Annotated in this window: 23 protein-coding genes; 18 read left to right on the top strand and 5 right to left on the bottom strand. The window is 68.1% G+C overall.

Annotated elements, in window-relative coordinates; genetic code table 11:
- The first annotated feature begins 53 nt into the window (after nt 1–53).
- From ET989_RS13880 to ET989_RS13855, 6 genes are all read left to right on the top strand, one after another.
- On the top strand, nt 54–1,361 hold the full coding sequence (locus ET989_RS13880; protein ID WP_165490189.1) for a glycosyltransferase 87 family protein: 1,308 nt from the start codon (nt 54–56) through the stop codon (nt 1,359–1,361).
- 40 nt (nt 1,362–1,401) lie between these two features.
- Nucleotides 1,402–2,247: a sugar phosphate isomerase/epimerase family protein gene (locus ET989_RS13875; RefSeq protein WP_131169997.1), complete on the top strand. Its 846-nt coding sequence runs from the start codon at nt 1,402–1,404 to the stop codon at nt 2,245–2,247.
- Nucleotides 2,238–3,242 (top strand): Gfo/Idh/MocA family protein, encoded by a 1,005-nt coding sequence (locus ET989_RS13870; RefSeq protein ID WP_131169995.1) that lies wholly within the window; start codon nt 2,238–2,240, stop codon nt 3,240–3,242. The genes ET989_RS13875 and ET989_RS13870 overlap by 10 nt, the downstream gene beginning before the upstream one ends.
- Nucleotides 3,243–3,430: 188 nt before the next feature.
- Nucleotides 3,431–4,597: a Gfo/Idh/MocA family protein gene (locus ET989_RS13865; RefSeq protein ID WP_131169993.1), complete on the top strand. Its 1,167-nt coding sequence runs from the start codon at nt 3,431–3,433 to the stop codon at nt 4,595–4,597.
- Between the two features lie 3 nt (nt 4,598–4,600).
- Nucleotides 4,601–5,449, top strand: coding sequence for a sugar phosphate isomerase/epimerase family protein (locus ET989_RS13860; RefSeq protein WP_131169991.1), 849 nt, complete (start codon nt 4,601–4,603; stop codon nt 5,447–5,449).
- 174 nt (nt 5,450–5,623) lie between these two features.
- Nucleotides 5,624–6,169, top strand: coding sequence for a LysR substrate-binding domain-containing protein (locus ET989_RS13855; protein WP_131169989.1), 546 nt, complete (start codon nt 5,624–5,626; stop codon nt 6,167–6,169).
- A 226-nt stretch (nt 6,170–6,395) separates the two neighbouring features.
- Here ET989_RS13855 and ET989_RS13850 read toward each other — a convergent pair whose 3' ends face one another.
- Both ET989_RS13850 and ET989_RS13845 read right to left on the bottom strand, forming a co-directional pair.
- Complete coding sequence (locus tag ET989_RS13850; protein ID WP_131169987.1) at nt 6,396–7,211, bottom strand: hypothetical protein; 816 nt, start codon at nt 7,209–7,211, stop codon at nt 6,396–6,398.
- 160 nt (nt 7,212–7,371) lie between these two features.
- Nucleotides 7,372–8,382 carry an aldo/keto reductase family protein gene (locus tag ET989_RS13845; protein WP_131169985.1) on the bottom strand — a complete coding sequence of 337 codons (1,011 nt, stop codon included), beginning with the start codon at nt 8,380–8,382 and terminating at the stop codon, nt 7,372–7,374.
- 182 nt (nt 8,383–8,564) lie between these two features.
- Between ET989_RS13845 and folP the strand changes: the two genes are divergently transcribed.
- The 4 genes from folP to ET989_RS15050 all read left to right on the top strand — a co-directional run bounded on the left by folP (nt 8,565) and on the right by ET989_RS15050 (nt 10,764).
- Nucleotides 8,565–9,488 (top strand): dihydropteroate synthase, encoded by a 924-nt coding sequence (folP, locus tag ET989_RS13840; protein WP_241656368.1) that lies wholly within the window; start codon nt 8,565–8,567, stop codon nt 9,486–9,488.
- On the top strand, nt 9,485–9,604 hold the full coding sequence (locus tag ET989_RS15320) for a DnaJ family domain-containing protein (protein WP_206662382.1): 120 nt from the start codon (nt 9,485–9,487) through the stop codon (nt 9,602–9,604). Before folP ends, ET989_RS15320 begins: the two co-directional genes overlap by 4 nt.
- A gap of 12 nt (nt 9,605–9,616) precedes the next feature.
- On the top strand, nt 9,617–9,859 hold the full coding sequence (locus ET989_RS15315; protein ID WP_206662381.1) for a hypothetical protein: 243 nt from the start codon (nt 9,617–9,619) through the stop codon (nt 9,857–9,859).
- Nucleotides 9,860–10,050: 191 nt separating this feature from the next.
- Nucleotides 10,051–10,764 (top strand): superantigen-like protein SSL4, encoded by a 714-nt coding sequence (locus tag ET989_RS15050; protein WP_165490188.1) that lies wholly within the window; start codon nt 10,051–10,053, stop codon nt 10,762–10,764.
- Here ET989_RS15050 and ET989_RS13825 read toward each other — a convergent pair.
- Entirely contained in the window at nt 10,758–11,177 is a 420-nt protein-coding gene (locus ET989_RS13825; RefSeq protein WP_206662380.1) for a globin domain-containing protein, read from the bottom strand. The two genes, ET989_RS15050 and ET989_RS13825, sit on opposite strands and share 7 nt — an antisense overlap.
- A 281-nt stretch (nt 11,178–11,458) precedes the next feature.
- Between ET989_RS13825 and ET989_RS13820 the strand changes: the two genes are divergently transcribed.
- Nucleotides 11,459–12,052 carry a hypothetical protein gene (locus ET989_RS13820; RefSeq protein WP_131169981.1) on the top strand — a complete coding sequence of 198 codons (594 nt, stop codon included), beginning with the start codon at nt 11,459–11,461 and terminating at the stop codon, nt 12,050–12,052.
- A 92-nt stretch (nt 12,053–12,144) separates the two neighbouring features.
- Nucleotides 12,145–14,826, top strand: a complete 2,682-nt coding sequence (locus ET989_RS13815; protein WP_131169978.1) for a bifunctional metallophosphatase/5'-nucleotidase — start codon at nt 12,145–12,147, stop codon at nt 14,824–14,826.
- 64 nt (nt 14,827–14,890) lie between these two features.
- Here ET989_RS13815 and ET989_RS13810 read toward each other — a convergent pair whose 3' ends face one another.
- Nucleotides 14,891–15,712 (bottom strand): NAD-dependent protein deacetylase, encoded by an 822-nt coding sequence (locus ET989_RS13810; protein ID WP_241656367.1) that lies wholly within the window; start codon nt 15,710–15,712, stop codon nt 14,891–14,893.
- A 128-nt stretch (nt 15,713–15,840) separates the two neighbouring features.
- On the opposite strand from ET989_RS13810, the gene tdh reads away from it, so the two are divergent.
- A complete protein-coding gene (gene tdh, locus ET989_RS13805; protein WP_131169976.1) occupies nt 15,841–16,878 on the top strand; it encodes an L-threonine 3-dehydrogenase in 1,038 nt (345 codons plus the stop codon).
- 71 nt (nt 16,879–16,949) lie between these two features.
- A complete protein-coding gene (locus tag ET989_RS13800; RefSeq protein WP_206662379.1) occupies nt 16,950–17,969 on the top strand; it encodes an LCP family protein in 1,020 nt (339 codons plus the stop codon).
- On the opposite strand, the gene ET989_RS13795 is transcribed toward ET989_RS13800, so the two are convergent.
- Nucleotides 17,970–19,562: a hypothetical protein gene (locus tag ET989_RS13795; RefSeq protein WP_131169972.1), complete on the bottom strand. Its 1,593-nt coding sequence runs from the start codon at nt 19,560–19,562 to the stop codon at nt 17,970–17,972. It lies immediately after the preceding gene.
- Between the two features lie 51 nt (nt 19,563–19,613).
- On the opposite strand from ET989_RS13795, the gene ET989_RS13790 reads away from it, so the two are divergent.
- The 4 genes from ET989_RS13790 to ET989_RS13775 all read left to right on the top strand — a co-directional run bounded on the left by ET989_RS13790 (nt 19,614) and on the right by ET989_RS13775 (nt 26,086).
- Nucleotides 19,614–21,485 (top strand): glycosyltransferase family protein, encoded by a 1,872-nt coding sequence (locus tag ET989_RS13790; RefSeq protein ID WP_131169970.1) that lies wholly within the window; start codon nt 19,614–19,616, stop codon nt 21,483–21,485.
- Nucleotides 21,486–21,936: 451 nt separating this feature from the next.
- Nucleotides 21,937–22,854, top strand: a complete 918-nt coding sequence (locus ET989_RS13785) for a polysaccharide pyruvyl transferase family protein (protein ID WP_165490186.1) — start codon at nt 21,937–21,939, stop codon at nt 22,852–22,854.
- A gap of 455 nt (nt 22,855–23,309) precedes the next feature.
- On the top strand, nt 23,310–25,439 hold the full coding sequence (locus tag ET989_RS13780; RefSeq protein ID WP_165490185.1) for a glycosyltransferase: 2,130 nt from the start codon (nt 23,310–23,312) through the stop codon (nt 25,437–25,439).
- A gap of 92 nt (nt 25,440–25,531) precedes the next feature.
- Nucleotides 25,532–26,086, top strand: coding sequence for a hypothetical protein (locus tag ET989_RS13775; RefSeq protein ID WP_131169964.1), 555 nt, complete (start codon nt 25,532–25,534; stop codon nt 26,084–26,086).
- Nucleotides 26,087–26,384: the final 298 nt, after the last annotated feature.

The following is a 26,384-nucleotide window of genomic DNA, read 5'->3' as shown; positions in this document are numbered from 1 at the left end:
CCAGCGCGGTGGGCCCCACCCGAACCGTCGGCGAGATGGGGGATGATGGCCCGGTGACTCCGCCCGCTCCCGCCGCGCCCGGCCTGCCGCGCGCCTCGTGGGGGCCGGACGCCGCCACCGCGGCCTCGCTCGTGGTCACGACCGCCGCGATCTGGCTCGTGGCGAAGATGGTGTCCACCTGGGCCTGGGTGCTGCTCACCGGCGAGTACGGCGACACGTACTACTACCTCACCACCGCCGAGGAGGTCAGCCGGGCCGGGGGCGGGGTGGCCGAGGCGTTCCGCGAGTATCCGACGCCGGCGGGGCTGTTGCTGATGCTCCCGTACGAGCTGGGGGCCACCCACCACGACCAGTACCGGGCGGCCATCCTCGTCATGACGTCGCTCGCCGACGCCGCCTTCGCCCTGCTGCTGGGCCGCCGTACCGGGCCGCTCGGGGTGCTCGCCTGGGTGCTGCTGACCAGCTCCCTGGGGCAACTGGCGCTCCTGCGCTTCGACATGCTCCCCGCCGCCGCCGCGGGGGCGGCCGTCCTGCTCGCCATGGAGAACCGCCGCGTGGCGGCGTCCGTGCTGGTCGGCCTCGGCACCGGCCTCAAGATCTGGCCCATCGTGCTCGCACCGCTCGCCCACCGGCGAGGCGGTTGGCGCGCGTCGCTGGTGGCGCTCGCGGCGACCGGTGCGGCCCTCGTCGCCGGTTCGCTGGCCGCTGGCGGCTGGACGCGGCTGCTCAGTCCGTTGGGCTATCAGCGCGACCGGGGGCTCCAGATCGAGGCGGTGGCGGCGACCATCCCGATGCACGCGTGGGCGGACGATCCTGCCTACCGGGTCTGGTTCTCCACGTTCGTCGCCTACGAGGTCGTCGGGACGTCAGTGCCGACCTGGCTGGCCGTCGCCCAGGCAGCTTCCGTGGTCGGTGCGCTGGCGTGCGTCACGCTCGTGGGCTGGTGGTTCTGGCGCGGCTCCGACCCGGCCGCCATCGCCTGGCTCGCACTGGTGCTGGTCGGGACGTTCGTCGTCACCTCGCGCGCGCTCTCGCCCCAGTACCTGCTGTGGCTCGCGGCGCCCACCGCGGTGCTCGTCGCCCTCGCGCTGCGGGGAGGGAAGCAGGCCCCGCCGCTGGCGCCCGCCCTGCTCACCTTCGCCACCGTGCTGGTGTTGTGCGGGCTGACGCTGGCGATCTACCCCGTCCACTACGACGGCCTGGTCAACCGGGGCGAGCTGACCGAACGCGCCCTCGCGTTCCTCACCGCGCGCAACCTGGGACTGCTGGCGCTGGTGGCGTGGTCGGCGGCCTGCGCGATCGTCGTGACGAATCAAGGCCACACACGGCAACAACTCTCCGAGAACGGGGTGCGTGGTTAGAGTGCAACACGACCGCCGTCCGATGATGAAGGAGCCCCCCATGTGGAAGTTGTCCGGTTTCGCCGATGAGGCCTCCAGCGACCTCGATGAGCAGATCGCCCTGTTGAACAAGCTCGGCATCAAGCACATCGAGTTCCGCAGCGCATGGGGCATCAAGGTGCTCGACCTCACCCAGGAGCAGCTCGAGGAGGCCAAGGCCAAGCTGGACGCCGCAGGCATCAAGCTCAGCTCGGTGGGCTCCGACATCGGCAAGATCTTCATCAACGAGCCGTTCGAGGACCACCTCAAGCGCGCCGCACACGCGGTCGAGGTCGCGAAGTTCTTCGGCTGCGACTACATCCGCATGTTCAGCTTCTTCATCCCGCAGGGCGAGGACCCGGCCCAGTACCGCGGCGAGGTCATGGACCGCTCGCGCGCCTTCGTCCGCCTCGCCGAGGCTGGCGGCGTGACGATGCTGCACGAGAACGAGAAGGACATCTACGGCGACATCCCCGAGCGCGTCGTCGATCTGATCACCGAGATGGATTCCCCGCACTACCGCGGCATCTTCGACCCCGCCAACTACGTGCAGTGCGGCGCCAAGCCGGTTGACGAGGCCTACCCGCTCGTGAAGGATTTCACCCACTACCTCCACGTGAAGGACGCCTCCGCCACCGAGTTCGACGCCAACGGCCACAGCAAGGTCGTGCCGGCCGGCCACGGCGACGGCCAGTTCCCCGAGCTCATCGCGGCGCTCAAGGCCGACGGGTACGAGGGCTTCCTCTCGATCGAGCCCCACCTGGGCGACTTCAACGCCTTCGGCGGCCTGTGCGGCCCCGACCTGTGGACCGACGCCTACAACGCCATCACCAAGATCCTGTCCGACCAGGACATCGCATGGCAGTGACCAGGGCGGCCATCGTCGGCTGGGGTGACGTTGCGATCATCCACCGCGAGGCGATCGACACGATCGAGGGCGTCGATCTGGTCGGCATCGTCGACACGGACGCCGACCGGCGCGAGCAGGCGAACGCGACGCTCGGCGTCCCGGCGTACGCGTCCATCGACGAACTGGTGGACGCCGCGGCGCCCGACGTCGTGCACGTCACGACGCCGCACCACCAGCACATCACGCCCACGCTGGAGGCCCTCGAGCGGGGCGTCCACGTCATCCAGGAGAAGCCGCTGGCAGCGTCCATCGAGGACGGCCAGCGCCTGCTCGACTGGGTGGACGCCCGGGCAGGGGACCGGGCGCCCAAGATCGGCATCTGCTTCCAGAACCGCTACAACATCAGCTCCCAGGAGCTGCGGCGCCTCCTGGATTCGGGCGAGCTCGGCGAGATCCATGGCGCGTACGCGTCCGTCGTGTGGACGCGGACCGCGGACTACTACCGGGCCAAGCCGTGGCGCGGTTCGCGCGAGGAGTCGGGGGGTGGACTGCTGATCAACCAGGCGATCCATACCCTCGACCTGGTGCAGTGGTTCATGGGCGACGTCGTCGACATCGCCGGACACGTGGCGACCAACAAGTTCGGCGACGTCATCGAGGTCGAGGACACCGCGGAGATGCTGCTGACGCACTCCTCGGGGCTGAAGACGTCGTTCTACGCCACACTGACCGCTCCGCAGCACCGCCCGGTCGAGTTCGAGCTGGACTGCGAGAACGCCTACGTCTCCCTGCGCAACGGCCTGACCGTCGCCTGGAAGGACGGGCGCCTCGACACCTACGAGGAGCGGAAGGTGCCCTCGGGGGGCCGCTCGTACTGGGGCGTGTCGCACGAGCTGCTCATCCGCGACTTCTACGCCAAGGTGGACGACCCGGAGCCGTTCTGGATCAGCCCGGCCGAGGCCATGAAGTCGTTGCAGATCCTGAAGAAGACCTACGAGGTCTCGGGGTTCTAGCCTTCCCCAGGACGAAGGGGGCACCAGGAGGGGACGCAGTGTGGTGGCGGCGTCCGGTACGCGGCACCGCGTTCTTGGTGTGAGGCGACTGGGGGCAAAGCGCGGCAACTCTCACGGTTCCGGCACGTTGCCTGCGACCCGGACCTAGTGTGAAATCCACGACCACAGACGTTGCGAAGGAGCGATCAATGGCGGAGGACAAGGTCCGGCTGGGCATCATCGGCCTGGGCGCCGAGGGCGGCATGTACGCCAAGTTCATCGATGGTGGCATGGTCCCCAACATGGTGATCGGCGCCATCTGCGACATCCTGCCCGAGAAGAAGGAAGCGGCCGACGAGTACGGCGTCCCCTTCTACACCGACTACAAGGAGATGATCGCGTCCGGCAATGTGGACGCCATCGTCACGACCGTGCCGCACTACCTGCACCCCGAGATGGGCATCTACGGGCTCGAGCACGGCATGCACACGCTGCTGGAGAAGCCGGTCGGCGTCTACACCAAGCAGGCCCGCGAGGTCATCGAGTTCGCCGAGACCAAGCCCGACCTGAAGTTCGGCGTGTTCTTCAACCAGCGCACCAACCCGCTGTACAAGGACCTCAAGGCGATCATGGACTCCGGCGAGCTGGGCAAGCTCCGGCACACCTCCTGGATCATCACCACGTGGTGGCGCCCGCAGCCCTACTACGCCCAGTCCGACTGGCGTGCCACGTGGGGCGGCGAAGGCGGCGGCGTCCTGGTCAACCAGGCCCCCCACCAGCTCGACCTGTGGCAGTGGATGTGCGGCGTCCCGAAGAGCGTGTTCGCGAAGGCCCAGTACGGGTTCCGCCGCGACATCGTCGTCGAGGACGAGGTCAACGCCCTGGTGAGCTTCGAGGACGGCGCCACCGGCACGTTCATCACCTGCACGCACGACCTGCCGGGCACCGACCGCCTCGAGATCCTGTGCGACAAGGGCAAGATCGTCGTCGAGAACTCCAACAAGGTGACGATCACGCGCCTCAAGGAGGACGAGCAGGTGCTCAGCCAGAACATGGACATGAGCGCCGTGGCCGCCCTGTTCACCGGCAAGCTCGACCGCGCCGAGCTCATGACCGAGGAGACCATCGAGTACGGCTCGGTGTGGGGCCAGCAGCACTCCGACGTGTTGAAGAACTTCGCCGACCAGATCCTCCACGACGCCGAGCCGCTCGCCCCGGGCTCCGACGGCATCCACGGCGTCCGCCTCGCGAACGCCATCCACCTGTCCAGCTGGACGGGCCAGGAGGTCTCGATCGACGACTTCGACGAGGAGACCTACATGCGCGAGCTCAACAAGCGCATCGCCGACGAGGGCAAGTTCGAGCAGAGGAGCTGAAGAATGGCCGTTCTGGGTGTGCAGATGATGATGCTCCGTCAGCAGGTCGCTGACGAGGGCATGTGGGCCGTGCTGCAGCGGCTCAAGGAGCTGGATGTCGACGCCGTCGAGGTCAGCCAGATCCCGATGGATGAGACCAACACGGCCGCCCTCGAGCAGGGCATCAACGAGCTGGGCATCCAGGTGGGTGCCCTCTCGGTGGCGCTCAAGCCCGGCCCGACGGCCACGGGCGACAACCTCGAGGAGCACTACGACAAGGTCGTGGCCGACTGCCGTCGCCTCGGCACGCGGTTCGTCCGCATCGGCATGATGCCGTTCACCGCGATGGTGTCTAAGGAGGCCTGCGAGGCGTGGGCCGCAGAGGTGGAGCCCGCGGCGTCCAAGCTGGCGGACGACGGCATCACGTTGTGCTACCACAACCACCACGTCGACCTGGCCAAGTTCGACGGGGAGCGGATGTTCGACATCGTGCGCCGCGTCGCCCCGAGCGTGCACTTCGAGGTCGACCTGCACTGGGTGCAGCGGGGCGGCATGGCGCCGCTGGACATGCTCAAGGAGTACTCGGGCGTGTGCAAGCTGATCCATGTGAAGGACTTCCGTGTTGTGCCGGTGCCGCAAGAGGCCGTCGACAAGATGATGTCGGGCGACGTCGCGGGAGGCTTTCAGGGCTTCCTGAACATCGCGCAATTCGCCGAGGTCGGCCAGGGCAACATGAACTGGCCCGAGCTCCTGCCGGCCGCCGAGGCCGCGGGCGCGGAGTTCTTCTTCATCGAGCAGGACGACACCTACGGCCGCGACCCGTTCGACTGCATCGCCGATTCCCGGGCGTACCTGAAGTCGATCGGCTACTGACCGACACGCAACCACCGCGACGCCGCCCACTGGCGCCAGGGGCCCTGAGGTGCGAGGGACGCGAGCCTCGAAGGGTCCGGGCCGGGGGCGGCGTCGCTGCGTCCGCCACGCGACGGCAGGGCCGCGGGCCGTGTGGTTGAGGCCGACCCGGTGCAGCACGGCTAGCGTGGGCGCATGCGCGTAGCCTTCGTTCCGGGTGTGATCCTGACCAAGTGGCGTCGGACGTGGGCCGAGCGCTACCCCCGCACCCCCTTGGAGACCTTCGAGGTCACCGAGGCGGACCAGCGCCGCGTCCTGGTCTCCGGCGAGGTGGATTTCTGCTTCGCCCGCCTGCCGCTGGACACCGAGGGTCTCCACCTCATCCGCCTGTACGAGGAGCAGCCGGTCGTGTGGGTCGCCAAGGACCACCCGATCTCGCTCTACGACGAGGTGACCACGGCCGACCTCGCTGACGAGGACGTCCGCACGGAGGTCACCGATGAAACGATCGCGATGGTCGCCGGGGGCGGGGTCGTCCTGCGCGTTCCGCTCTCGGTGGCGCGGGCGCCCAGCCGGCGCGACCTCGCGCACCGTCCGGTCACGGACGCCCCGACCACCACGGTCGGCCTGGCGTGGCTGGCCGACCGCGACGATCCGGTCCTGGACGACTTCGTGGGGGTCGTCCGCGGGCGCTCGGCGACCAGTTCACGCACGGTTCAGGAGCGCTCGCGCCGGCGGTGAACCGGGGCGCAGGAGCAACCGTGCGCCCGCCCGGATGCAAGAGCGGCCGGCGCCCCGGGCGACGGATCTGAGTGACGCTGCTCACCACCGGGCGACAAGTCTGAGTGGCGCTTGGCACGCTCAGGCGTGGAGTCGGTCACTCAGGTATGTCGCACGGCGCCGAGACGTGTCAGCCAGTTCCGTCGCCCGGGGCACGCGCGACGCGTGTCCACCCAGGCCACGGCGGTCAGAGCTGGTCGAGCATCGTGGTGATGCGGGCCCGCAGGTCCGCCACGACGTCGGGGAGCAGGCCGGGGTCGCCCGCGTACTCGCCGCCCTCCTGGGCGATCACGACGTGGGCGCCCGAGCGCACGATGTACTCCAGCCCGGCGCCGGGGGCGACGATGTAGCCGTCGTCGCCGGCGTCCCACTCCGACCAACTGCCGACGTCGAGGCCGCCGTCGCCGAGGTCGGCGAGCTCGCGCGTGGCCTGGACCGTCCGCCAGCCGTCCTCGTCGGGGCCTTCAGCAGCGCAGGCGCGCAGTTTCGTGCCCAGCTCGTCCATGAAGGCCTGTGCGGCCGCCTCGTCGGCGAACACGAACAACCCGTTGACCACGGCGTGCTCCGGTCCGATCGACTCCTTGACGCGTGACGCCGTGATGCCCGAGGCGGCGTCCAGCTTCAGCACACGATCGGGGCAGGACGCCCGCCAGACGGTGGTGGTGAACGCGGAGGTCTCCTCGTCGCCCGGACGGTCCTCGTCCGGCAGCGAGAAGCCCGCGGGGACCTCGCCGAGGTCGCCGGGGATGTCGCTGGGCACCTCAGGGGTGGCCTGCGTGGTGGGCTTGGCCGTCTGCTTGCGCGGCGGCGGGGTGACGGTCGGCTTCGTGGTCAGCCCCGTGTTCGCCGGCGACGGCTTGATCGTCGGCGTCGCGGTGGCCGTGGGCAGTGGGCTCGATGACGGCAGCGGCGTCGGGCTGGGCGTGCCCGAGACGGCGTCCGGGGTGCAGGCGGACAGGGCCAGGACGGCCACGGTGGCCGTGGCCGCGAGGATGCGCTTCATCGAGGGCCTTTCGTTCGGATCAGCGCCCAGTCTCCCATGCCGCGCGTCGCCACCAGCAGTCGGCCCTCCGTCCACTGGCAGGTCTGCGGGATCCCTGCCTTGCGTCCGTGGCTGTCATGCCCATGAGGACGGGTCAGTCTCCCGTTTGCTTGGGCCGGCCCTAGACGACGCGGCCCGCGGGCGCGTTCTTGGCCGTCAGCCCCGGGTCGGACTGCACGGCGTCGCCGAGCACGTCGTCGATCGCGGCCAGGACGCCGGCGTCCAACGTGACGCCGGAGGCGGCCACGTTCTCGGCCACCTGCTCGGGACGGGACGCCCCGATGATGGCGCCAGCCACGTTGTCGTTCTGCAGCACCCACGCGACCGCCAGCTGCGCCATCGACAGGCCGAGGTCGTCCGCGATGGGGCGCAGCCGCTGGACGCGCTCGAGCACCGCGTCGTCCATGAACCGCTTGATCATGTTCGCGCCGCCCTTGTCGTCGGTCGCTCGCGACCCCTCGGGCAGCGGCTGTCCCGGCGCGTACTTGCCGGTCAGGACGCCCTGGGCGACCGGCGACCAGACGATCTGGCTGACGCCCAGCTCGGCGCACGTCGGGACGACCTCGCCCTCGATGACGCGCCACAGCATGGAGTACTGCGGCTGGCTGGAGATGAGCTGGACGCCGAGGTCACGGGCGAGCGCATGGCCCGCACGGATCTGGTCGGCGGTCCACTCGCTGACGCCGATGTAGAGGGCCTTGCCCTGCCGGACGACGTCGGCGAACGCCTGCATGGTCTCCTCCAGCGGCGTGTCGTGGTCGTAGCGGTGGGCCTGGTAGAGGTCGACGTAGTCGGTGCCGAGGCGCTTCAGCGAGCCGTTGATCGACTCCATGATGTGCTTGCGCGACAGGCCGGTGTCGTTGGGGCCCTTGGGGCCGGTCGGCCAGTACACCTTCGTGAAGATCTCGAGGCTCTCGCGGCGCTGGCCCCTCAACGCGTCACCCAGCACCTGCTCGGCGACGGTGTTGGCGTACACGTCGGCGGTGTCGAAGCTGGTGATGCCGGCGTCCAGTGCGGCGCGCACGCAGGCGGTCGCGGTGTCGTTCTCGACCTGGGAACCGTGCGTGAGCCAGTTGCCGTAGACGATCTCGGAGATCTTGAGGCCGGAGCGGCCCAGGTGACGGAACTTCATGGCGGAAACCTTTCGCTGTCGCTGCCGTCCCATCCTGTCACGCGGCGGATGGACGTCCATGTCTGCAGTACCGTGACCCAGCCGGGTGGCGAGGAGATCCTCAAGCCGGGCGAGGACTCTGGTTTGCCACGCCGCCGAGAGCCGCGGTCCTGTCCGCCGCCAGCCCCCGGCACAATGGACGCGTGAATGCTGACCTGCTCCCCGTCGACCTGCCGACCACCCCGGCGCTGGCCCTGCGCGGTCAGCGCTTCGACGCCGGACGCCCCGCGGTCATGGCGATCGTCAACCGCACCCGCGACTCCTTCTACGTCACCGCCGGCACCGACGCACTCGAACCCGCGCTGGACGCCCTCGCCTCGGCCGTGGCGTCCGGTGCCGACATCGTCGACGTGGGTGGCGTCCGTGCGGGCCAGCAGGGGGAGTGGGTCGATGTCGCGACCGAGGTGGCCCGCGTCCGGCCCTTCCTCCTGGCGGCGCGCGAGCGGTTCCCCGACCTGGTGCTCAGCGTCGACACCTGGCGCTCGGAGGTGCTCGAGGCCATCGCCGACGTCGGCGTGGATCTCGTCAACGACACGTGGGCCGGCGCGGATCCGGACCTGGTCCTCGGAGCGGCCGATTTGGGGGCCGGCTACGTCGTGTCGCACACGGGCGGGCTCCCGCCCCGCACCGATCCCGTGGACATCTCCTACGGCGACGACCCTGACGGCGTCGTCCGTTCCGTGCTGGCGGGGCTGGCCGCGGGCGCGCAGCGTGCGGTGGACGCCGGCGTCCGGCCGGAGGCGGTGCTCGTCGACCCGACCCTCGACTTCGGCAAGACGACCCGCAACTCGCTGCGCGTGCTGCGGGCCACTGCGTCGGTGGCGGCGCTGGGGTACCCGGTGCTGCAGGCGATCTCCCGCAAGGACTTCGTGGGCGAGACCCTCGATCTGCCTGCCGATGAACGCCTCGAGGGCTCCCTGGCCGCGACCGCCGTGGCGGCCTGGCTAGGGGCGACGGTGTTCCGGACCCACGACGTGCGCGCGACGCGGCGCACCCTTGACATGGTCGCCTCCATCCGCGGTGATCGGCCGCCGTCGGTCGCGGTGCGCGGCGAGCGAAAGCCATGATGCAATTCGAAAACTGGATCGACCGGCAGATCCGCGAGGCAATGGAGCGCGGCGCCTTCGACAACCTGCCCGGCGCCGGGCAACCGATCGAACTCGACACCTCCGAGGACTGGTGAATCAAGGCCAAGATGCAGGCCGAGAACCTTGAGGCCGTGCTGCCCTTGCCGCTCGCCCTGCGCCGCGAGGTCGCCGACATCCAGGACGCCGTGGCCGACTGCCGCACCGAGGCCGAGGTGCGCGAACGCTGCGAGGCCTTGAACGCGCATGTCCGCGAGCACTACCGCCGGCCGGACACCGGACCGCGCATCATCGTGCGCCTCGTCGACGTGGACGCCGTGGTGGCGGCTTGGGCGGGTGGCCGGGCGGGCTGAACCCAAGCCCTCGGCGGGCTGGACCGAAGCCCTCGGCGGGCTGGACCCAAGCCCTCGGCGGGCTGGACCCAAGCCCTCGGCGGAATATTGGTTGGTACGACCATGGTCGTACGGGGCGGCTGGGATCGGGGCCCAGGGTGCCGGGCAACGACGCGACAACCGAGCGTGCGCCGATCTACCGTGGAAGAACCATGAGCAACACGACCCATCCCCCGAGCCCGACCAGGGCTGACGACCAAGCCCTTGCGGCGGTCCCGCCCGCACCCGAGCGCCCCGTCCTGGCCCTGTCGGCCACCGCGCTGGCCGCCGGCGCGCTGGCGGCCGTCACGTCGGCTGTCATCGGTTCCCACCTCGGCACCGCCGGCACGCTGGCCGGTGCGGCCGTCGGCTCGGTCATCGGCGCCGTGTCGACGGCGCTCTACACCTTCGGCCTGCAGCGGACCTGGCAGGCCTTCAGCGCGATGACCCCGCGCCGCGCACGCCTCGTCGCCGGCGTCCTGCTCACGGCGTTGGCGGCGTTCGTCCTGTCCCTTGGCGTGATCACGAGCGTGGAGAAGGTGGCCGGCACGTCCCTGGCGGGCAACCCGGGCACCACCGTCAGCAATGCGGGCCGGACGTCACCCGAGGTCTCCGCCCCGTCGAGCGACGCCGAGCGTGTCCTTCCCGACCAGCCGACGAGTGAGGCGACTGATCCGGCCCCGACGCAGACCCCGGCGCCCAGCCCCGAGCCCACCGAGGCGGCCGACCCCACGGCCACCCCGGCGCCCACGACCCCGGCGCCCGACCCGGCCGAGACCCCCGCCCCCACCGTCACCTCCGAGCCGACCTCGCCGGCCGTTGGCACAGGTGGCGTGGAGCGCGCGACGGACGCCACGGCGTCCGTCACACCGGTCGTCTCTCACTGAGACGGCGGCGCCTCGTCGGCGTTGATCAGGTACTGGCACGCGCGCTCGACATAGTCGCGCAGCAGTAACTCATCCTCCAGCCCGATGTCGATGGTGTCGATGGCGCGCTGCATGCAGGTGGCCCACTTGCGGGCCATGCGCTCGGTGATCTTGTGGGGCATGTGGCGCATCTTCAGCATCGGCGCCCCCCGCGTGCGGGAGTACGTCATGGGACCGCCCCAGTACTGCTCGAAGAAGAGCAGCAGCCGGTTCTCGGCGCCGTCCCAGTCGTTCTGGGGATAGAGCGCGGCCAGCTCAGGGTCCCCCTTGACCCCGTCGAAGAAGACGTGGATCAGTGTGCGGAACGTCGCGTGACCGCCGACGCGGTCGAACAGCGTCTCCTCGACCTCAACGGTGGACTCGGTGGGCTGCACGTCTCCCATTGTCGACCCGAAACCGCAGGTCCGAGCCGTTTTCCCGGAACTGTCCGGGGCCCAGCGGCGTCCCCAAGGGCGGACGCCTCGGCGCCGTGCGACATGCCTGAGTGACCGAATCCACGCCTGGGCATGGGAAGCGCCACTCAGACTTGTCGCCCGGTGGTGAGCAGCGTCACTCAGATCCGTCGCCCGGGTCGCCGGGCATGGATCGCGGCTCCCCCTGCTGTGCGCGAAAGGGTGACTCGGCCGAGGGGGGTGGTGGAGCTAGGATCGCTCGCGTGAGCACCGCCACCACCCCCGTCCGCAAGCCGCTGGGCGCCCGCGTCGTCGACGTGGTGCTGGCCCTGCTGGCGCACGTCGCCGTGGGGGCCAGCTGGGTGCTCGTCGCGGCCTCGGTGATGGGGTCGCTGGACGTCGCCCGCCGCATGGTGATGAACTCCGAGTTCGCCTGGGACACCGGCCGCCTCCCGCAGCCGTGGATGATCCTCGTCGGCCTCGCGGCCGCGTTCGTCAGCCACGTCTTCTTCACGTGGGCGATGCGCCGCGCGGGCAACGGACGCCGCGCCTGGGGCGCCCGCGTGGTCGCCTGGGCGGGAGTCTTCCTCGGCGTCGCGCTCGGCGCCTACCTCTGGACGCCCGCGTTGCAGGTCGGCGCCCAGGTGGGCCCCGCGTCCGGCGAGTCCACGCCGTGGGGGATCCTCGGTTGGGCGGCCCACCACGCCCGCCTCGTCGTTCCCGCCCTCGTGGGCGCGTGGACGGCTCTCCTCGTGTTAGTCTCCCGGCACTCGCCACTGGTTGTGGTCAGCCGGTGGGTGTGGGGTTGGTGGCGTGGGCGCCGAAGCCGCAGATCATCTTCCCTCGCCAGCGCCTGATCGCGTTTGCCCGCAGTTCACCTCGTGCTGATTGGGTGACTCCAGGACGATGCCGTCCCTCCCAGGACGGGGTACCCACAATCGGAGGAAGAATGTACGCACGCAAGCGCACCGGGGTGGCCATCGCCGCCCTGGGGCTGGTTGCCTCGATGGGGCTCACCACCCCAGCGACCGCGGCCGAGAGCAAGTCAGCCATTTCCGAGGGCCTCACGAAGGTCAACCTGCTCAACTTCAACGACTTCCACGGGCGCATCGACGCCACGGCCGGCCCCCGGTTCGCCTGCCTCGTCGAGAACCAGAAGACGCTCCTGGGCGACGACACCACGCTGCTGCTGAGCGCCGGTGACAACATCGGCGGTTCGCTGTTCGTGTCGTTCGTTGCGCAGGACAACCCGACGCTGGCCTACCTCAACGCCCTCGAACTGGACGCCGCGGCCGTCGGCAACCACGAGTTCGACCGCGGCTTCGACGACCTCACCGGGCGCGTCGACACCGCCGCCGACTTCCCGTACCTCGGCGCGAACGTCTACGAGCGCGGCACCGAGACCCCTGCCCTGGACGAGTACGTCATCAAGACCGTCAACGGTGTCGAGGTCGCCATCATCGGCGCCGTGACCCAGGAGACCGCGTCCCTGGTCAGCCCCGACGGCACCACCGGCATCGAGTTCGGTGACCCGGTCGAGGCCGTGAACCGCGTGGCCACCAAGCTGTCCGATGGCAACGCCGAGAACGGCGAGGCGGACGTCATCGTCGCCGAGATCCACGACGGCGCGGCCTCCGTGACCGGCGGTGTCCCGGCCGCGAACGCCATCTACAACCGCATGGTGAACGAGCTGTCGGCCGAGGTGGACGTGATCTTCAACGGCCACACCCACCAGATCTACACCGTCGACGCGCCGATCACGGCTGGCACCCGCAACATCAGTCAGGCCGGCCAGTACGGCGGCGGCCTGACCAGCGTCCAGCTGGGCATCGACCCCGAGACCAACAAGGTCGTCGAGTACGTCAACGACTACGTGCCGGTTCCGGACGCCGCCCCGTCCGGCGCGTGCCTGACCGACCCGCAGTACCTCGCGGCGAAGCAGATCTCCGACGACGCCGTGGCGGCTGCCAAGGTGCTGGGCGCCCAGCCGGTCGGCAAGATCGCCGCGGACATCACCACCGCCTACGCCAACGCCGCCGTCACCGACGACGGTGTCTACATGGGCACCGCGCGCGACGACCGCATGCGCGAGTCGGCGCTGGGCAACCTGGTCGCCCAGGCCTGGCTCGAGGAGCTGAACGTCCCCGGCCGTCCGGGCGCTGACATCGGCATCATGAACCCGGGTGGCCTGCGGGCAGAGCTGTTCCACAAGGCCAGCGGCGTCGAGGGCGACGGGGTCGTGACGCTGGAGGAGGCCTCCGCGGTCAATCCGTTCGGCAACACCTTGGTCGTCAAGGACATCACGGGCGCGCAGTTCAAGGAGACCCTGGAGCAGCAGTGGCAGCCCGAGGGCTCCTCGCGCGGCTTCCTGAACCTGGGCCTTTCCGACAACGTGAGCTACACGTTCGATCCGAACCTGCCCAAGGGAAGCCGGATCACGTCGGTGTGGGTGGGCGAGGAGCGCCTCGACCTCGACGCCGTCTACCAGGTGACCTCCAGTTCCTTCCTGATGGCCGGTGGCGACAACTTCACCGCGCTGCAGAAGGGCACGAACACCCGCGACACCGGCCTGGTCGACACCGAGGCCTTCATGAACTTCATGGGTCGCGCGGACGCCCCCATCGAGCCAAACTTCGCCAAGCGCGGCGTCGGCGTCATCGACATGCCGGAGAAGGTCGTCGACGAGGTCGAGGTCACCATCGAGGGCGTCGACATGACGAGCCTCGGCGCGCCCGCGAACACGGAGTTCGAGGTCTTCGCCAACGGCCAGAGCGTCGGCACCCTGGAGATCGTCACCGAGCGCGTCGCGACTCCGCTGCCCGTCCGTGACGGCGTCACCAACGGCGTCCTCACGGTCGACCGCACCGGCCTGCAGACCAACGAGTCGGTTGACCTGACCCTCGTGGCCGCCGAGTCGGGCACCGTCGTCCAGCTGGGCCCGGTCGTCATCTCCCTGGAGACCGGCTTCTTCCTGAACGACGACTTCACCGGCATCGCGAACATCCAGTTCAAGTACGGCGAGCCGGGCGACGTGGTCCTCTTCGGTGACTGGGACGGCGACGGCATCGACACCCCGGCGATCCGCCGCGGCAACCAGTTCTTCATCAAGAACAGCAACTCCGCGGGCTTCGCCGACAAGGTCGTCGCCTACGGCAACGCCGGTGACGTCGTCCTCGTGGGTGACTGGAACGGTGACGGCGTCGACACCCTCGCGGTGCGTCGCGGCCACCAGTACTTCATCAAGAACTCGATCGCGTCCGGCTACGCCGACAAGGTCGTGCTCTACGGCAACCCGACCGACGTCGTCCTCGTGGGTGACTGGAACGGTGACGACGTGGACACCCTCGCGGTGCGTCGCGGCCACCAGTACTACGTGAAGAACACCATCGCCACCGGTTACGCGGACTACATGTTCGCGTACGGCAACCCCGACGACATCGTCATCGTCGGCGACTGGGACGGCGACAAGACGGACGGCCTCGGCGTCCGTCGCGGCAACCAGTACCTCCTGAAGAACACGACCGCCACCGGCTACGCCGACATCGTGTTCTCCTACGGTGAGGCCACCGACGAGGTCTTCGTCGGTGACTGGAACGGCGACGGCAAGGACACCCTGGGCGTCCGCCGCTGATCGTCACGCCGACACAGCACGAGGCCCCCGCCCGGTTCGTCCGGGCGGGGGCCTCGCGCGTCGCTCACAGGGCAGACGCGAGCGCCACCAGGGTGGGCGTGGTACCGGCAGCCACCCGCACGTCGGCGATTTCGTCGGCGCGGGTGGGGCCGTGGTTGATGATCACCAGCGGTTTGCCGTGCCGGGCGGCGTGCCGCGCGAAGCGCAGGCCGGACATCACCGTCAGGCTGGAGCCCGCCACCACGAGCGCGTCGGCGCGGTCGACGAGCCGGAAGGCGGCGGCGACGCGCTCGTTCGGGACGGACTCGCCGAAGAACACGACGTCCGGCTTCAGGACGCCCTCGCACACGGAGCAGGGCGGCACGATGAAGTCGTCGGGGTCCTCGATGTCGGCGTCGCCGTCTGGGCGCAACTCGGCCGCTCCGGCGGGGATGCGGCCGGTCGCCTGGGGGTTGGCGTCCTCCAGCCGGGTCTGCAGGGTGGCGCGCGAGGAGGGCGTGCCGCAGTCGGTGCAGATGACCCGGTTGATGAGCCCGTGGAGGTCGACGACCTCACGCGAGCCGGCCTCGGAGTGGAGGCGGTCGACGTTCTGGGTGATGACCGGGACGCCCAGGGCCGCCACGGCCTGGTGGCCCGCGTTGGGGTGGGCAGCCCCGAAGGATCGGAACCCCATCATCGACCGGAACCAGTACCGGCGCCGGGCGTCGGCGTGCCGCATGAAGTCCTGGTACTGGATGGGGTTGGTCGGGCGGCTGTCCGGCCCGCGGTAGTCGGGGATGCCCGAGTCCGTCGAGAGGCCGGCCCCGGTGAGGGCCACCCAGCTGCGCCCGCGCAACACGGACGCCACGGCGTCCAGCTGGGCGGGGGTCGGGTCGGGGATCGGCACGTTCCCGAGCCTACGTGAGGTCCCTGCCCGACCTGACGGGCCCCGGTCTGAAATGTTGACCCCGGGCCCGCCCCGACGGCCGGGCGCGGGGGTTCGAAGGCCGGCGATCGGCTGACATGATGGCTGGCATGCGAGCGCTGGCGAAGATGCAGGCCGGACCGGGGCTGACGCTGGTCGACCGTCCCGAACCCACCTGCGGCGACTGGGACGTGAAGATCCGCGTCCTCCGCGCCGGGCTCTGCGGCACCGACCTCCACCTGCAGCAGTGGGACGACTGGGCGGCGTCCATGGTGAACGCTCCCCAGACGATCGGGCATGAGTTCTACGGCGAGATCGTCGAGGTCGGCCAGGACGTCAAGGAGCTCCAGCCCGGGGACAAGGTCAGCGGCGAGGGCCACATCGTCTGCGGCTACTGCCGCAACTGCCGGGCCGGACGCCGCCACCAGTGCATCCGGACCGTCGGCCTCGGCGTCAACACCGACGGCGCTTTCGCCGACTACGTCGTCCTGCCGGTCGAGAACGTGTGGAAGCACCCCGACTGGGTCGACCCCGACCTCGGCGCGGTCTTCGACCCGCTCGGCAACGCGACCCACACGGCGCTGCAGTGGCCGATGGTCGGCGAGGACGTGCTGGTCACCGGCGCCGGACCCATCGGCGTGATGGCCGCCGCGATCGCCCGGCACGCGGGCGCGCGCAACATCGTGGTCACGGACCTGTCGGACTTCCGGCTCGAGCTGGCGGACGCCGCGGGTGCCGACCTCGTCGTCAACTCCGGCACCACCCGCCTGCGCGACGTGCAGCTGGGGCTGGGCATGAAGGAGGGCTTCGACATCGGCCTGGAGATGTCGGGTGCCCCCCAGGCCGTCGCCGAGATGATCGACAACATGAACCACGGCGGCAAGATCGCGATGCTGGGCCTGCCGGCGTCCGACTACGCCATCGACTGGGGCAAGGTCATCACCCACATGCTCACGATCAAGGGCATCTACGGCCGCGAGATGTTCGAGACCTGGTACCTGATGACGTCGATGCTGTCGACCTCCGACCGCCTCAAGGACGCCGTGCGCTCGGTCATCACCCACCGATTCGCCGCCGAGGACTGGGAGGAGGCCTTCGCCACCGCCCGCGCCGGGCAGTGCGGCAAGGTCATCCTCGACTGGTCGTAGGGCAACTGGCCCGACCCACACCACACCCGGCATGATCGTCCCCAGAACCACGAGGGGGCACAACCATGGCCGTGACGCGACGTAGCATGATCGGGGCAGGATTCATCGGGCTCAGCGCGGCACTGGCGGGCTGCTCAAGGCAGCCCGAGCCGCCCGGCCCGATGCTGCCGGACTTCACGCCCGACCCGTCTGCCTCCGGCAGTGCGACCCCCTCGGCACAACCGAGCGCGACGCCGACACCCACGCCCACGGCGTCCAGCGTCGACCCCCTGCCGGTAGGAGTGGTGAACGCGCTGGTGTTCGGTACCGACTCGCGTGACCCGAAGTCGCTCACGGGCAACGCCGACGCGATCCTGGTGGCGCAGCTCTCCGCCGACCGCGAGAAGCTCACGCTGGTGTCGATCGCGCGCGACTCGTACGTCGACTTCGCCGGCGGCGGCAAGGGCAAGATCAACGCGGCGTTCTCCGGCGGCGGCACCGAGCGGCTGCGCAACACCGTGAGCGACCTCATGGGCGGCCTGCCGATCCACATGGTGGCGCAGAACAACTTCAACAACTTCATCGCGATCACGCGCTGGCTGGGTGGCATCCGGGTGAAGAACAAGAACGCGACCCGCACGCGCGTGATCTCGACCGGGCGCGTCGTCGAGTTCGAGGAGGGCGACATCCTCCTGGAGAACACCGATGCCCTGATCTACGGCCGCGAGCGCAAGACCATGCCGCTGGGCGACCTCGACCGCGCCGAGCGGCACCGCGCGCTGATCACGGGGCTGCTCCGCGGCCTCCAGGCGATCGCCGTCGAGCGCCCCGACGAGTTCGAGGTGATGGCCCAGAACGTGGTCAACAACGCCAAGGTCACCGACTTCGACCCGGCCCTGGTCGGCGACCTCGCCGACCCCCTGAAGAAGATCAACCTCGACGCGGTGACGTCGCTCATGGTGCCGATCTCCCGGTTCGGCACGGTGGGGCAGGCGTCGGTGTGCATCGTCAACGAGCCGCGCACGCGCGAACTCGCCGAGGCCCTCAACTCCGGCGACGTGAGCGGGTACGTGGCCAAGTACGGCGAGGGCTACGCCCTGACCGGCGGCTGATCACGCCCGCTGGAACTTCACCGCCAGCACACTGCCGGCGTTCACCGTGGCCGGGACGGCGTCCAGCTTCGACCACGGCAGCAGGGACGTGCCGTTGCGCACGTCCAGGGTGTCGGCCCACAGCACCGACCCGTGCGTCGGGGTGAGGCCCTCGGGCACGGCGAACTCCAGCGCCGACGCCCCGACCGCCGCCGGGTCGTTGAGGTTGACGAGCACGAGGTCGAGGCCCTTGTCGTCCTCGATCGCGTAGCCGTACACCCCCTCGGCCCCGGACACCCGCACGGGCCGCAGCACCCCTTCGCGCAGGCGCGCGAGCTGCAGCAGCGCGAGGTAGTTCGACTGGCCGTTCAGCACGGGGGAGCGGCTGCCGAGGCTCCCGGTGTCGCAGACAGGGCTCATGGGCGCGCCGCCGCGGCAGGCGTCGATCATGCTGTGGTGGTTGAGGCGCTCGACTCCGAGCGCGGCGGCGTGCAGGGTGAAGTCGGCGGTCCACAAGGCCTGGGCGTGGGTGCGGGAGCTGTCGTTGGTGCCGGCGCACGAGGTGGGGCCGGTCTCCTCCATCCACAGGGGCAGGTCGTAGCGGCGGGCCGTCTGCAGGCCCATGCCGATGATGAAGGTGGCCCTCTCGTGCAGCCAGGGCGAGGTGATGTTGGCGACGGTGGGGGACGCCTTGGGCTCGGCCGAGCCATCACACGACCACAGCGGGTACCAGTGCTGCGACAGGGCCTGGGTGTGCGGGAACCCGGCGTCGGCGAAGGCCCGCCACCAGGGAGCGTCGAAGGTGCCGGGACCCACGATGCCGACCTCGGGGGCCTTGGCGTGGATGGCCTCGACGTAGGGGCGAGCCTCGGCGACGAACTGCGCGGGGGAGTAACCGTCCTCGCGCATCCGGTACTGGGGCTGGGACGCCAGGGCGAACCCGTTGGGCTCGTTCCCGACCGACACGGCGATCAGCCGGTCGCCGAGGGATCGCCGGGCGTGGAACACCATGTCGGCCGCCCGGGCCGGGTCGTTGTGCCCGAGGTCGACGACGAGGGTGACGCTGGCCCCGGTCTTGGTGACGAACGTGGACAGACGCGTGAAGTCCGCCGGGGTGAGCGTGACCTCGGCCCACTCGGGGGCCGGCTCGTCGGTGGAGGTCCACCACAGGCGCCGGTCGACCGAGTTGCCGCCGAACCGCAGCGAGGGCCGGTCGAGGGCGCCGACGAGCTCGTCGAGGTAGGACTTGGCGGGGTCCCAGCGGTCGTCGGCCAGCTCGGTCGCCTCGAACGACAAGCCGAGGCTGCCCTGGTCGAACCGCTTCGTGCTCGCCTCGGCGGCCAGCGACACCGCGAGCGCGGGGCCGGGTTCGGCGACCGCGGGTGCGGGATTGCTGAAGGCGGCCGGGGCCTTCTGCAGGCCGGGTGCGAGGTCCTCGAGGGTGAGGATGCGGGGCGGGGTCGGCGTTGGGGACGCCGTGGCCGTCCGTCCGCCGGCGGTGGGAGCGGCCGACTGGCCCGGGAGCGGGTTCTGGGACCCCGGTGCGGTGCATGCACCGAGGGTCGCGAGAAGGGCCAGCGAGGCGGCGAGCCGGCGCAGACGGGGCATGTTCACGCCCGCGATCGTAGCCGGGACCGCTAGCCTCACCTGGAGGGGGGATGGCTCTTGAACGATCGGCTCCAGGAAGTGCTCGACACAGCCCGGCGCGCTGCCTGGCACCTGCGCAAGGGCGGACCCAAGCAGGCCGCCGCCTTCTTCAAGAAGCGGCGCCGACGCGGCTGGCGCCCTGAGCTCCTCTTCCATGAGCGGGAGGGCCAACGGCAGTTCGCCCGCTGGAAGTGGCCGGTGGCCAACCCGCGGCGCCCGTTGAAGGTGGGCATCATCGCGGACCCCTTCACCCTCGCCAGCTTCCGTTACGAGTGGCAGCAGGTCGAGCTCGCGCCGCGCGACTGGGCCGAGCAGCTGGACGGGCTCGACCTGGTGTTCGTCGAGTCGGCGTGGAACGGCAACGGTGGAGCCTGGCAGTACCACATCACCGGCACGAGCGCCCCTCGGTCGGCGGTGGTGGCGCTGTTGGAGGGGGCGCGCGAGCGCGGCATCCCGACCGTGTTCTGGAACAAGGAGGACCCGACCCACTTCGAGGACTTCCTCGACACCGCCGGCCTGTGCGACTGGGTCTTCACCACTGACGTCGAGTGCGTGCCCGCCTATCGCGAGCGCCTCGGCCACGACCGGGTCGGCGTGCTGCCTTTCGCTGTGCCCGACCGGGTGACGAACCCGGTGCGCGTCTCCCGGGAGCACCAGCCGCTGGGCATCGCCTTCGCCGGCACGTGGTTCGCCCACAAGTACCCCGAGCGCCGGAAGCAGATGAAGCTGCTGTTCGACGCGGCGATCGTGGCACAGACCCCCGAGAACCACTTCGACATCTACAGCCGCTTCCTCGGTCAGGACGACAAGTACCAGTTCCCCGAGCCCTACGCATCGCACGTGGTGGGCAGCCTCGACTATGACCGGATGTTGTCGGCGTACCGCTCGTACAAGGTGTTCCTCAACGTGAACACGGTGACGTCGTCGCCGACCATGATGGCCCGGCGCGTGCTCGAACTGGTCGCGTGTGGGACGCCAGTCGTCTCGACGCCGGCGCCCTCGCTGTCACAGTTCCTGGGCGACGGGATCGTGCAGGTCTCCGAACCGGCCGAGGCCGAGGCGGCGGTGCGCGAACTGGTCGCGGACGCGTTCGCCCGTGTCCGCCTGGTCCACCGCGGCCAGCGTGAGCTCTGGAAGGCCCACACGTACTCCCACCGCGTCGACACGGTCTTGGACGCCCTCGGCATCGACCACGAGCCCACCCGGCTGCCGACCGTCTCGGCGATCGTGTCGACCAAGCGGCCGCACCAGCTCGACCACGTGCTGGAGCAGGTGGCCCGCCAGCGGGACGTCGACCTCGAGCTGCTGGTGGCCACGCACGACTTCGACGCGCCTGACCTTGTCGATCGGGCACGGGCCCTGGGACTCGAGCGGGTGACGGTGGTGCCGATGGGCCCGGAGGCCTTCCTCGGGGACTGCCTCAACGCGCTCGTGGAGCGGGCCTCGGGCGAGGTGTGCGCGAAGATAGACGACGACGACTGGTACGGCTCCGACTACCTGGCCGACCTGTTGCGCGCGATGCGGTTCTCGGACGCCCACGTCGTCGGCAAGCACTGCCGCTTCGTGCACCTGGCCGCACATGACCTCACCGTGTTGGTGCAGGAGATGAACGAGCATCGCTACACTGACTTCGTTGCCGGACCGACGTTGACGGCGCGTCGGGACGTGCTGCAGCGCATCCCGTTCCTATCAGTCAATCGTGGCGAGGACTCGACGTTCCTGAAGCGTGCCATCGAGGACGGAGTGCGCATCTACGCGGCCGATCGGTTCAACTTCGTCCAGGAGAGGTCCGGACGTCCTGAGGACCACACTTGGACGCAGGAGGACGAGGTCTTCCTGAGCTCTGCTGCCAACTCGTCAAGCGGCAGTCTCGCTACGCCCTGGGCGTAGCCCACCCGTGCCGTCAGAGGCAGGCGCCCTCTGACTCAGAGACTAGTGAGACATAGCCCGTTCTGCGCCTGCCAGCCCGGGACCTGCCAGCCCGGCACGGCCTTTGGAGCCCGCGCGGCGGCCGTACAACTCCTTGGACGGCGAGAACCTCAATGAGTGGTTCTTGGTATAGTCGCGCCTGTAGGCGGGTCTCCGGGGCCCACCTCCGCACCCCTCCACCCCAAACTTGCACTGAAGGAGTCTCATGGCCAAGTCAGTTATCGGAGTGACCGGCTGTCTGACGAGGATGCCACTCTCCTTCCCGATGGAGTACCCAGAGAACGCCGGCAACATGATTCACGCTCGGGCTCCCCTCGAAATGTTTCCCTGGGCCGTCTCCTCGGAGTCCCATTCATCCACTTGGGGCGACTCCGGTTCCTTTCGTGGATGGGTCGCTGACCAAGCCACTCATGTGATCATCACGCTGGCCAACTTCCTCCGTGTGAATGATCAAGACGGAGCGCCCTATGCGGCGTTCCAGCGGCAACTGGAGAGCCTCGACGCTGAGTTGGTGATCTTTGGCCTGGGCGCACAGGCGCCTGATGGCACGCAACTGGTCGATGCGACGATGCCCCCGGAAGCCGTAGCGCTCATGAAGTATCTCGGCGCCCGGTGTAGAGTCGTCGGCGTGCGTGGCGAGTTCACGAAGCAAGTGTTCGCACGTTTCGCTGGGGTTGAAAATACGTTCATCACCGGCTGCCCGTCTCTCTTCTCTCGCCCGGAAGCAATTGCTCAGGCCTACGAGAACTGGAAGTCGCACAAGCCCGGATTGTTCGCCTACGCAGGAACGGTCTACCACAGGGACAACGAGACCAAGATGCTGGTGGACGCGATCCATCGGTCACAGTTCCTCATCGAGCCAGTCAATCGCTTCAACCATCGCCTCTACTTGGACTCTTTTGCATCCCCGAGCGCGCCCGAGGTGCCGTGGTACCTCACGCCCAGCGTCAAATCAGGAGAACTGTCCCAAGAGCGGATTGTCAACTACATGGGCAAGTTCTACCGCTTGTTCCGTGATGCTGAGCCGTGGTACCAGTTCAACGCGGAACATGTGTCGTTCACGTACGGAACTCGATTCCATGTGAACATGGCCTCGATGTTGTCCGGGGTTCCTGCGATGTGGATCACACACGATTCGCGAACGGCGGAGATGGCGGAGTTCCTGCATCTTCCACACATGCACCTCGATCAGGCCACGCAGATGACGCCCGAAGAGATCCGGCACGCCTATGACCCGACGGAGTTCTTCGACAACATTCACTCCAAGTTCGACAACTTCTCCTCATTCCTCAGCATATTCGACCTCCCGCCCATCGGATTGGATTTCTGACGCATGGAAAGCTCAGGCTTGGTGCCGCCCACTCCTAGACTGCAAGAAACTGTGCGGTTTCGTTTTCGCTTTGGCGCTCCGGTGGCATCATTCAAGCTAATAGCTGAGGTGGGCCAAACGGTAACTGAGAAGGAATTTGTACTCAAGCTCCGCGGGGGGTTGACGTCCGACGCGGGTGTCGACGTTGCGTCACCGTCAGACGCGTGGAGTTGCTCCTATTCAGCGTCGCTGAAGTCATGTTTCGTCTACTTGCGCCCGTCGGATGGAGCGCAGTGGATCACGATCTCGTCCGTGGCAACAGAACCTCCCATCACGTGGCTTGAAGTTACGCCGGTGCGCTGGAATGGGCCAGGGGTGGCCCCGCGTGATGTCATCAAAACGCTCGGCGCAAGCGTCTTGTTGTCTGGCGCCTCCATGCGTGGGGATATGTTGTGCTTTGCGGACGGGAGTGAATCGTGAAGGAAGGGACGCCGGTCGCGTCAATTGTAATCGGTTTCCGGAACTGGGGCGTCCAGCGGCTACGCCTGTGCATTCGATCCATCAGGGTCGCGTTTGGGGAGATGCCATTCGAGGTCATCGTTTCGGATTACGGCTCGACTCACCCGGAACCCGTTGAGCAGGTGGCTTTGGAATCAGGTGCGACGTATGTGTACTCGGATGTGCGTGACGAACCTTGGTCCCGCTCGCGCGCCCTGAACGCTGGGTTTGCGGTCGCACAGGGGCAAGTCCTCCTGTGCACGGACGCGGATATGCTGTTCAGCCCGGACTCGCTTCGCTTGGTCAGCGACTGGGTGATTCGCTTTCCCAACACCACCGCACTTATCGAGTGTCGCGACCTGCCTTTCGGGTGGGATGATGACCACGTTGCCGCCCATGGGTTCATGTTCGATGAATTCGAGTCGAACGCGAAGTTGCGAGGGCGGTGGGGTATGGGCGGCTTGGTGGCTGTGTCCCGCGATGTTTATGACCGCGTGCGTGGGCTTGATGAGAGAATGCATACGTACGGGGCAGAGGATCTTGACTTTGGCCAGCGGACTCAATGGGCTGGCAATAGGATCTTCTGGCTCGACGAGCCGCGGGTTCGGATGTATCACATGTGGCACCCCTCGCAGGACCGCCAGTCGCATGAAGATGGCGAGTTCAAGAAGATCGTAGATTTCAATCGAAACATTCTGTACAACGACAAACACTATGTGAGGAATATCGAGGCGTGGAGTGCCCAGGGGCGTGCGTCACGGCCTCTAGTGAGCGTGACGATCGCCACCCGTAACCGCGAGCACCTTTTGCGCGATGCAATTAGTTCAGTCTTGACCCAAACGGTGCAGGACTTCGAGATTGTGATCATGGACGATGGCTCCGATACAAGGGCAGCCGAACAAGTTGCCGCCTCCTTCCAGGACCCCCGTATCAAGTACTTTTACCAGCCATCGGGGGGGATCCCGAGCGCGCACAACGCGGCGATCAAAAAGAGTCGAGGGTACTTCATCGCCAATCTCGATGACGACGACCTGATGCCGCCATGGAGATTGGAATCTCAACTCAAGGCGTTGAGGAAGGGTGTTCTTGGAACCTACGGCGCTTTTGTCAATTTTGATCATGATACCGGCGCAACAAAGATCTTCAATGAGAAGAACGTTACTGTGAGTACGGCATACGCGACGGGCGGCGCACCGGGTCACTCGACTTGGCTGGTCTCGCGTGACGTCTTGATCGCCATTCCTTACAATGAGGATCTTGTATCAGGCGAGGACAACGAAGTATTCCTGCGAATGCTCCGGTCTGGCGTGACGTTCGCTCACTGCGGGCAGATTGCAGCCTTGCGCCGACGACACTCCCGCCAAATGACGCAGACGGATCAACTGGAACATGAACGCGTAGCCGCGTCTAACCGCCACTACCTCAGATTCAACGCACACCCCCCGCTTCGCGCGGAAGTGGAATCGAGTGGAAGTGACAAGCCCTGGGTCAAGGTTCCCGGCCACGGAAATTTGGACGAGTTCATTCGGCCCTATCTACCGGACCACCTGTGTGGGGTCAGGTCAGTTCAGCTCGCGACGCCTGTGCGGGATGTGCAAGGTCTGTTTGAAGCGCCCCGGGGGATCGAGCATTTTTATGCTGAGGAGCTTGGGACTGGCGTGACTCAGGGGCTCACCCGGGTTCATGGCGCAACTTGGGCCGATCTGGTGCGCCTGCGGTCATGCGGAATGGAGTACACGGTCACCGCTGCAGAGGACGTGGCGGAGCCCAATGCCGCCCCTAGGCTGGACAACGGCCTGCAGTTCATTGTAGATCGGGTCGAGGCCCTTCTTGGTAAGGGATTGGCCGGCGCGGCGGTGGCGGTCGTCTATTTGGGTCGTACGGCTGACGATATCCAGGGCCTCGTGGGCGAAGTCGAGGAAACTTGGCGTGTTGCTTCTCGCGGTGAGGAGTCGTGGTACGCGATTCGCGTTTGTGAAGGGATCAAGGCGGCGAAACGTGAGATTGAAGCTGCGCGTGGAACCGGCGGGTCTGTCTTGGCGGGCGTCTATGGTGTGGGCGTCTTGGACGCTCTCGTAGGCATGCGTCGTGGAAGTGAGGGTCGATGAACGTCTCATGGGTTGCTGAACGCTCTGGCAGGTGGGGTGTTCATGTGAAGGGGGGCGAGTACGACGGAGTGCCACCACTCGGGAATCTATGGATGGATGCCGCGCCGGAGGCCCTCCACGATGACCGTTTGGCGCTGGCTGGCGCGCTTGCCTTCGGGGCATTCATGGCGGGCCAGATGGTGGTGGACGGCAGGCGGGTTTCGATTGGGGTAGCCACTGCTCTAACGGCAGCATTGGCTCCTTTTGTGTCGGGAGTCGAGCCGGTGTTCCTGCCGCAACGACGATTCCCTGCCGGTCACGGCACCTTGGCCGTGGGCACCGACCCCGGGGGCCTGCAGGAGTTGATGTCCGAGGCGTCCGCCCAAGTTGGTCTTGAGGTGTGCCCTGGGGACCAAGCGACTGGGCGCATGTTGGTTGGGCGAACGATGCGCCTGGCCTCCAACGCAACTGCGCTACGAAATCTTGCGGCGACGATCAACGGTGCGCGCGTGTACCCTGAAGCGGCCGTTGCCGTGTTGTTTGCGGAGGACCTCGGGTGTGATCACCTCGTGATTAGGGCGGACGCGGCTCTTGATGCCATGCGGCCGGCCTTCATCGCTGCTGGGCTGCGATTGGATGTCCTACCGCCCATTTCGTCAGGGCGGTGACAGCCGCACCGAGGTCGTGCTCGGCGTGGGAGTAGTGTTCGATGTCAAGGAAGCGGCTACTTCGGCGATGTCGCAGCATGTGCCGGGTGCACTAAGGGAGGCGACGGCGCTCGTCTGATGCTGTGGCACCCCTGTCTGGCGGTGGGGACGGCTGGGAAGCGAGCAGCCGTGCCTGACTTGCACACTTTTAGTGACCTGCGCGGTCGAGCATGTGGGCTACGTCGTCGGGGGTCATGGGCTCGGCTTGGAGTTGTCGGCCGGCCAGAGTGATGGTGACGTGTCCCGATTTGGCTCATTT

It is taken from the genome of Propioniciclava sinopodophylli, from assembly GCF_004324755.1.
GTDB classification, from domain to species: Bacteria; Actinomycetota; Actinomycetes; order Propionibacteriales; family Propionibacteriaceae; genus Propioniciclava; species Propioniciclava sinopodophylli.
This window is presented reverse-complemented; position numbering and strand designations above follow the sequence as displayed.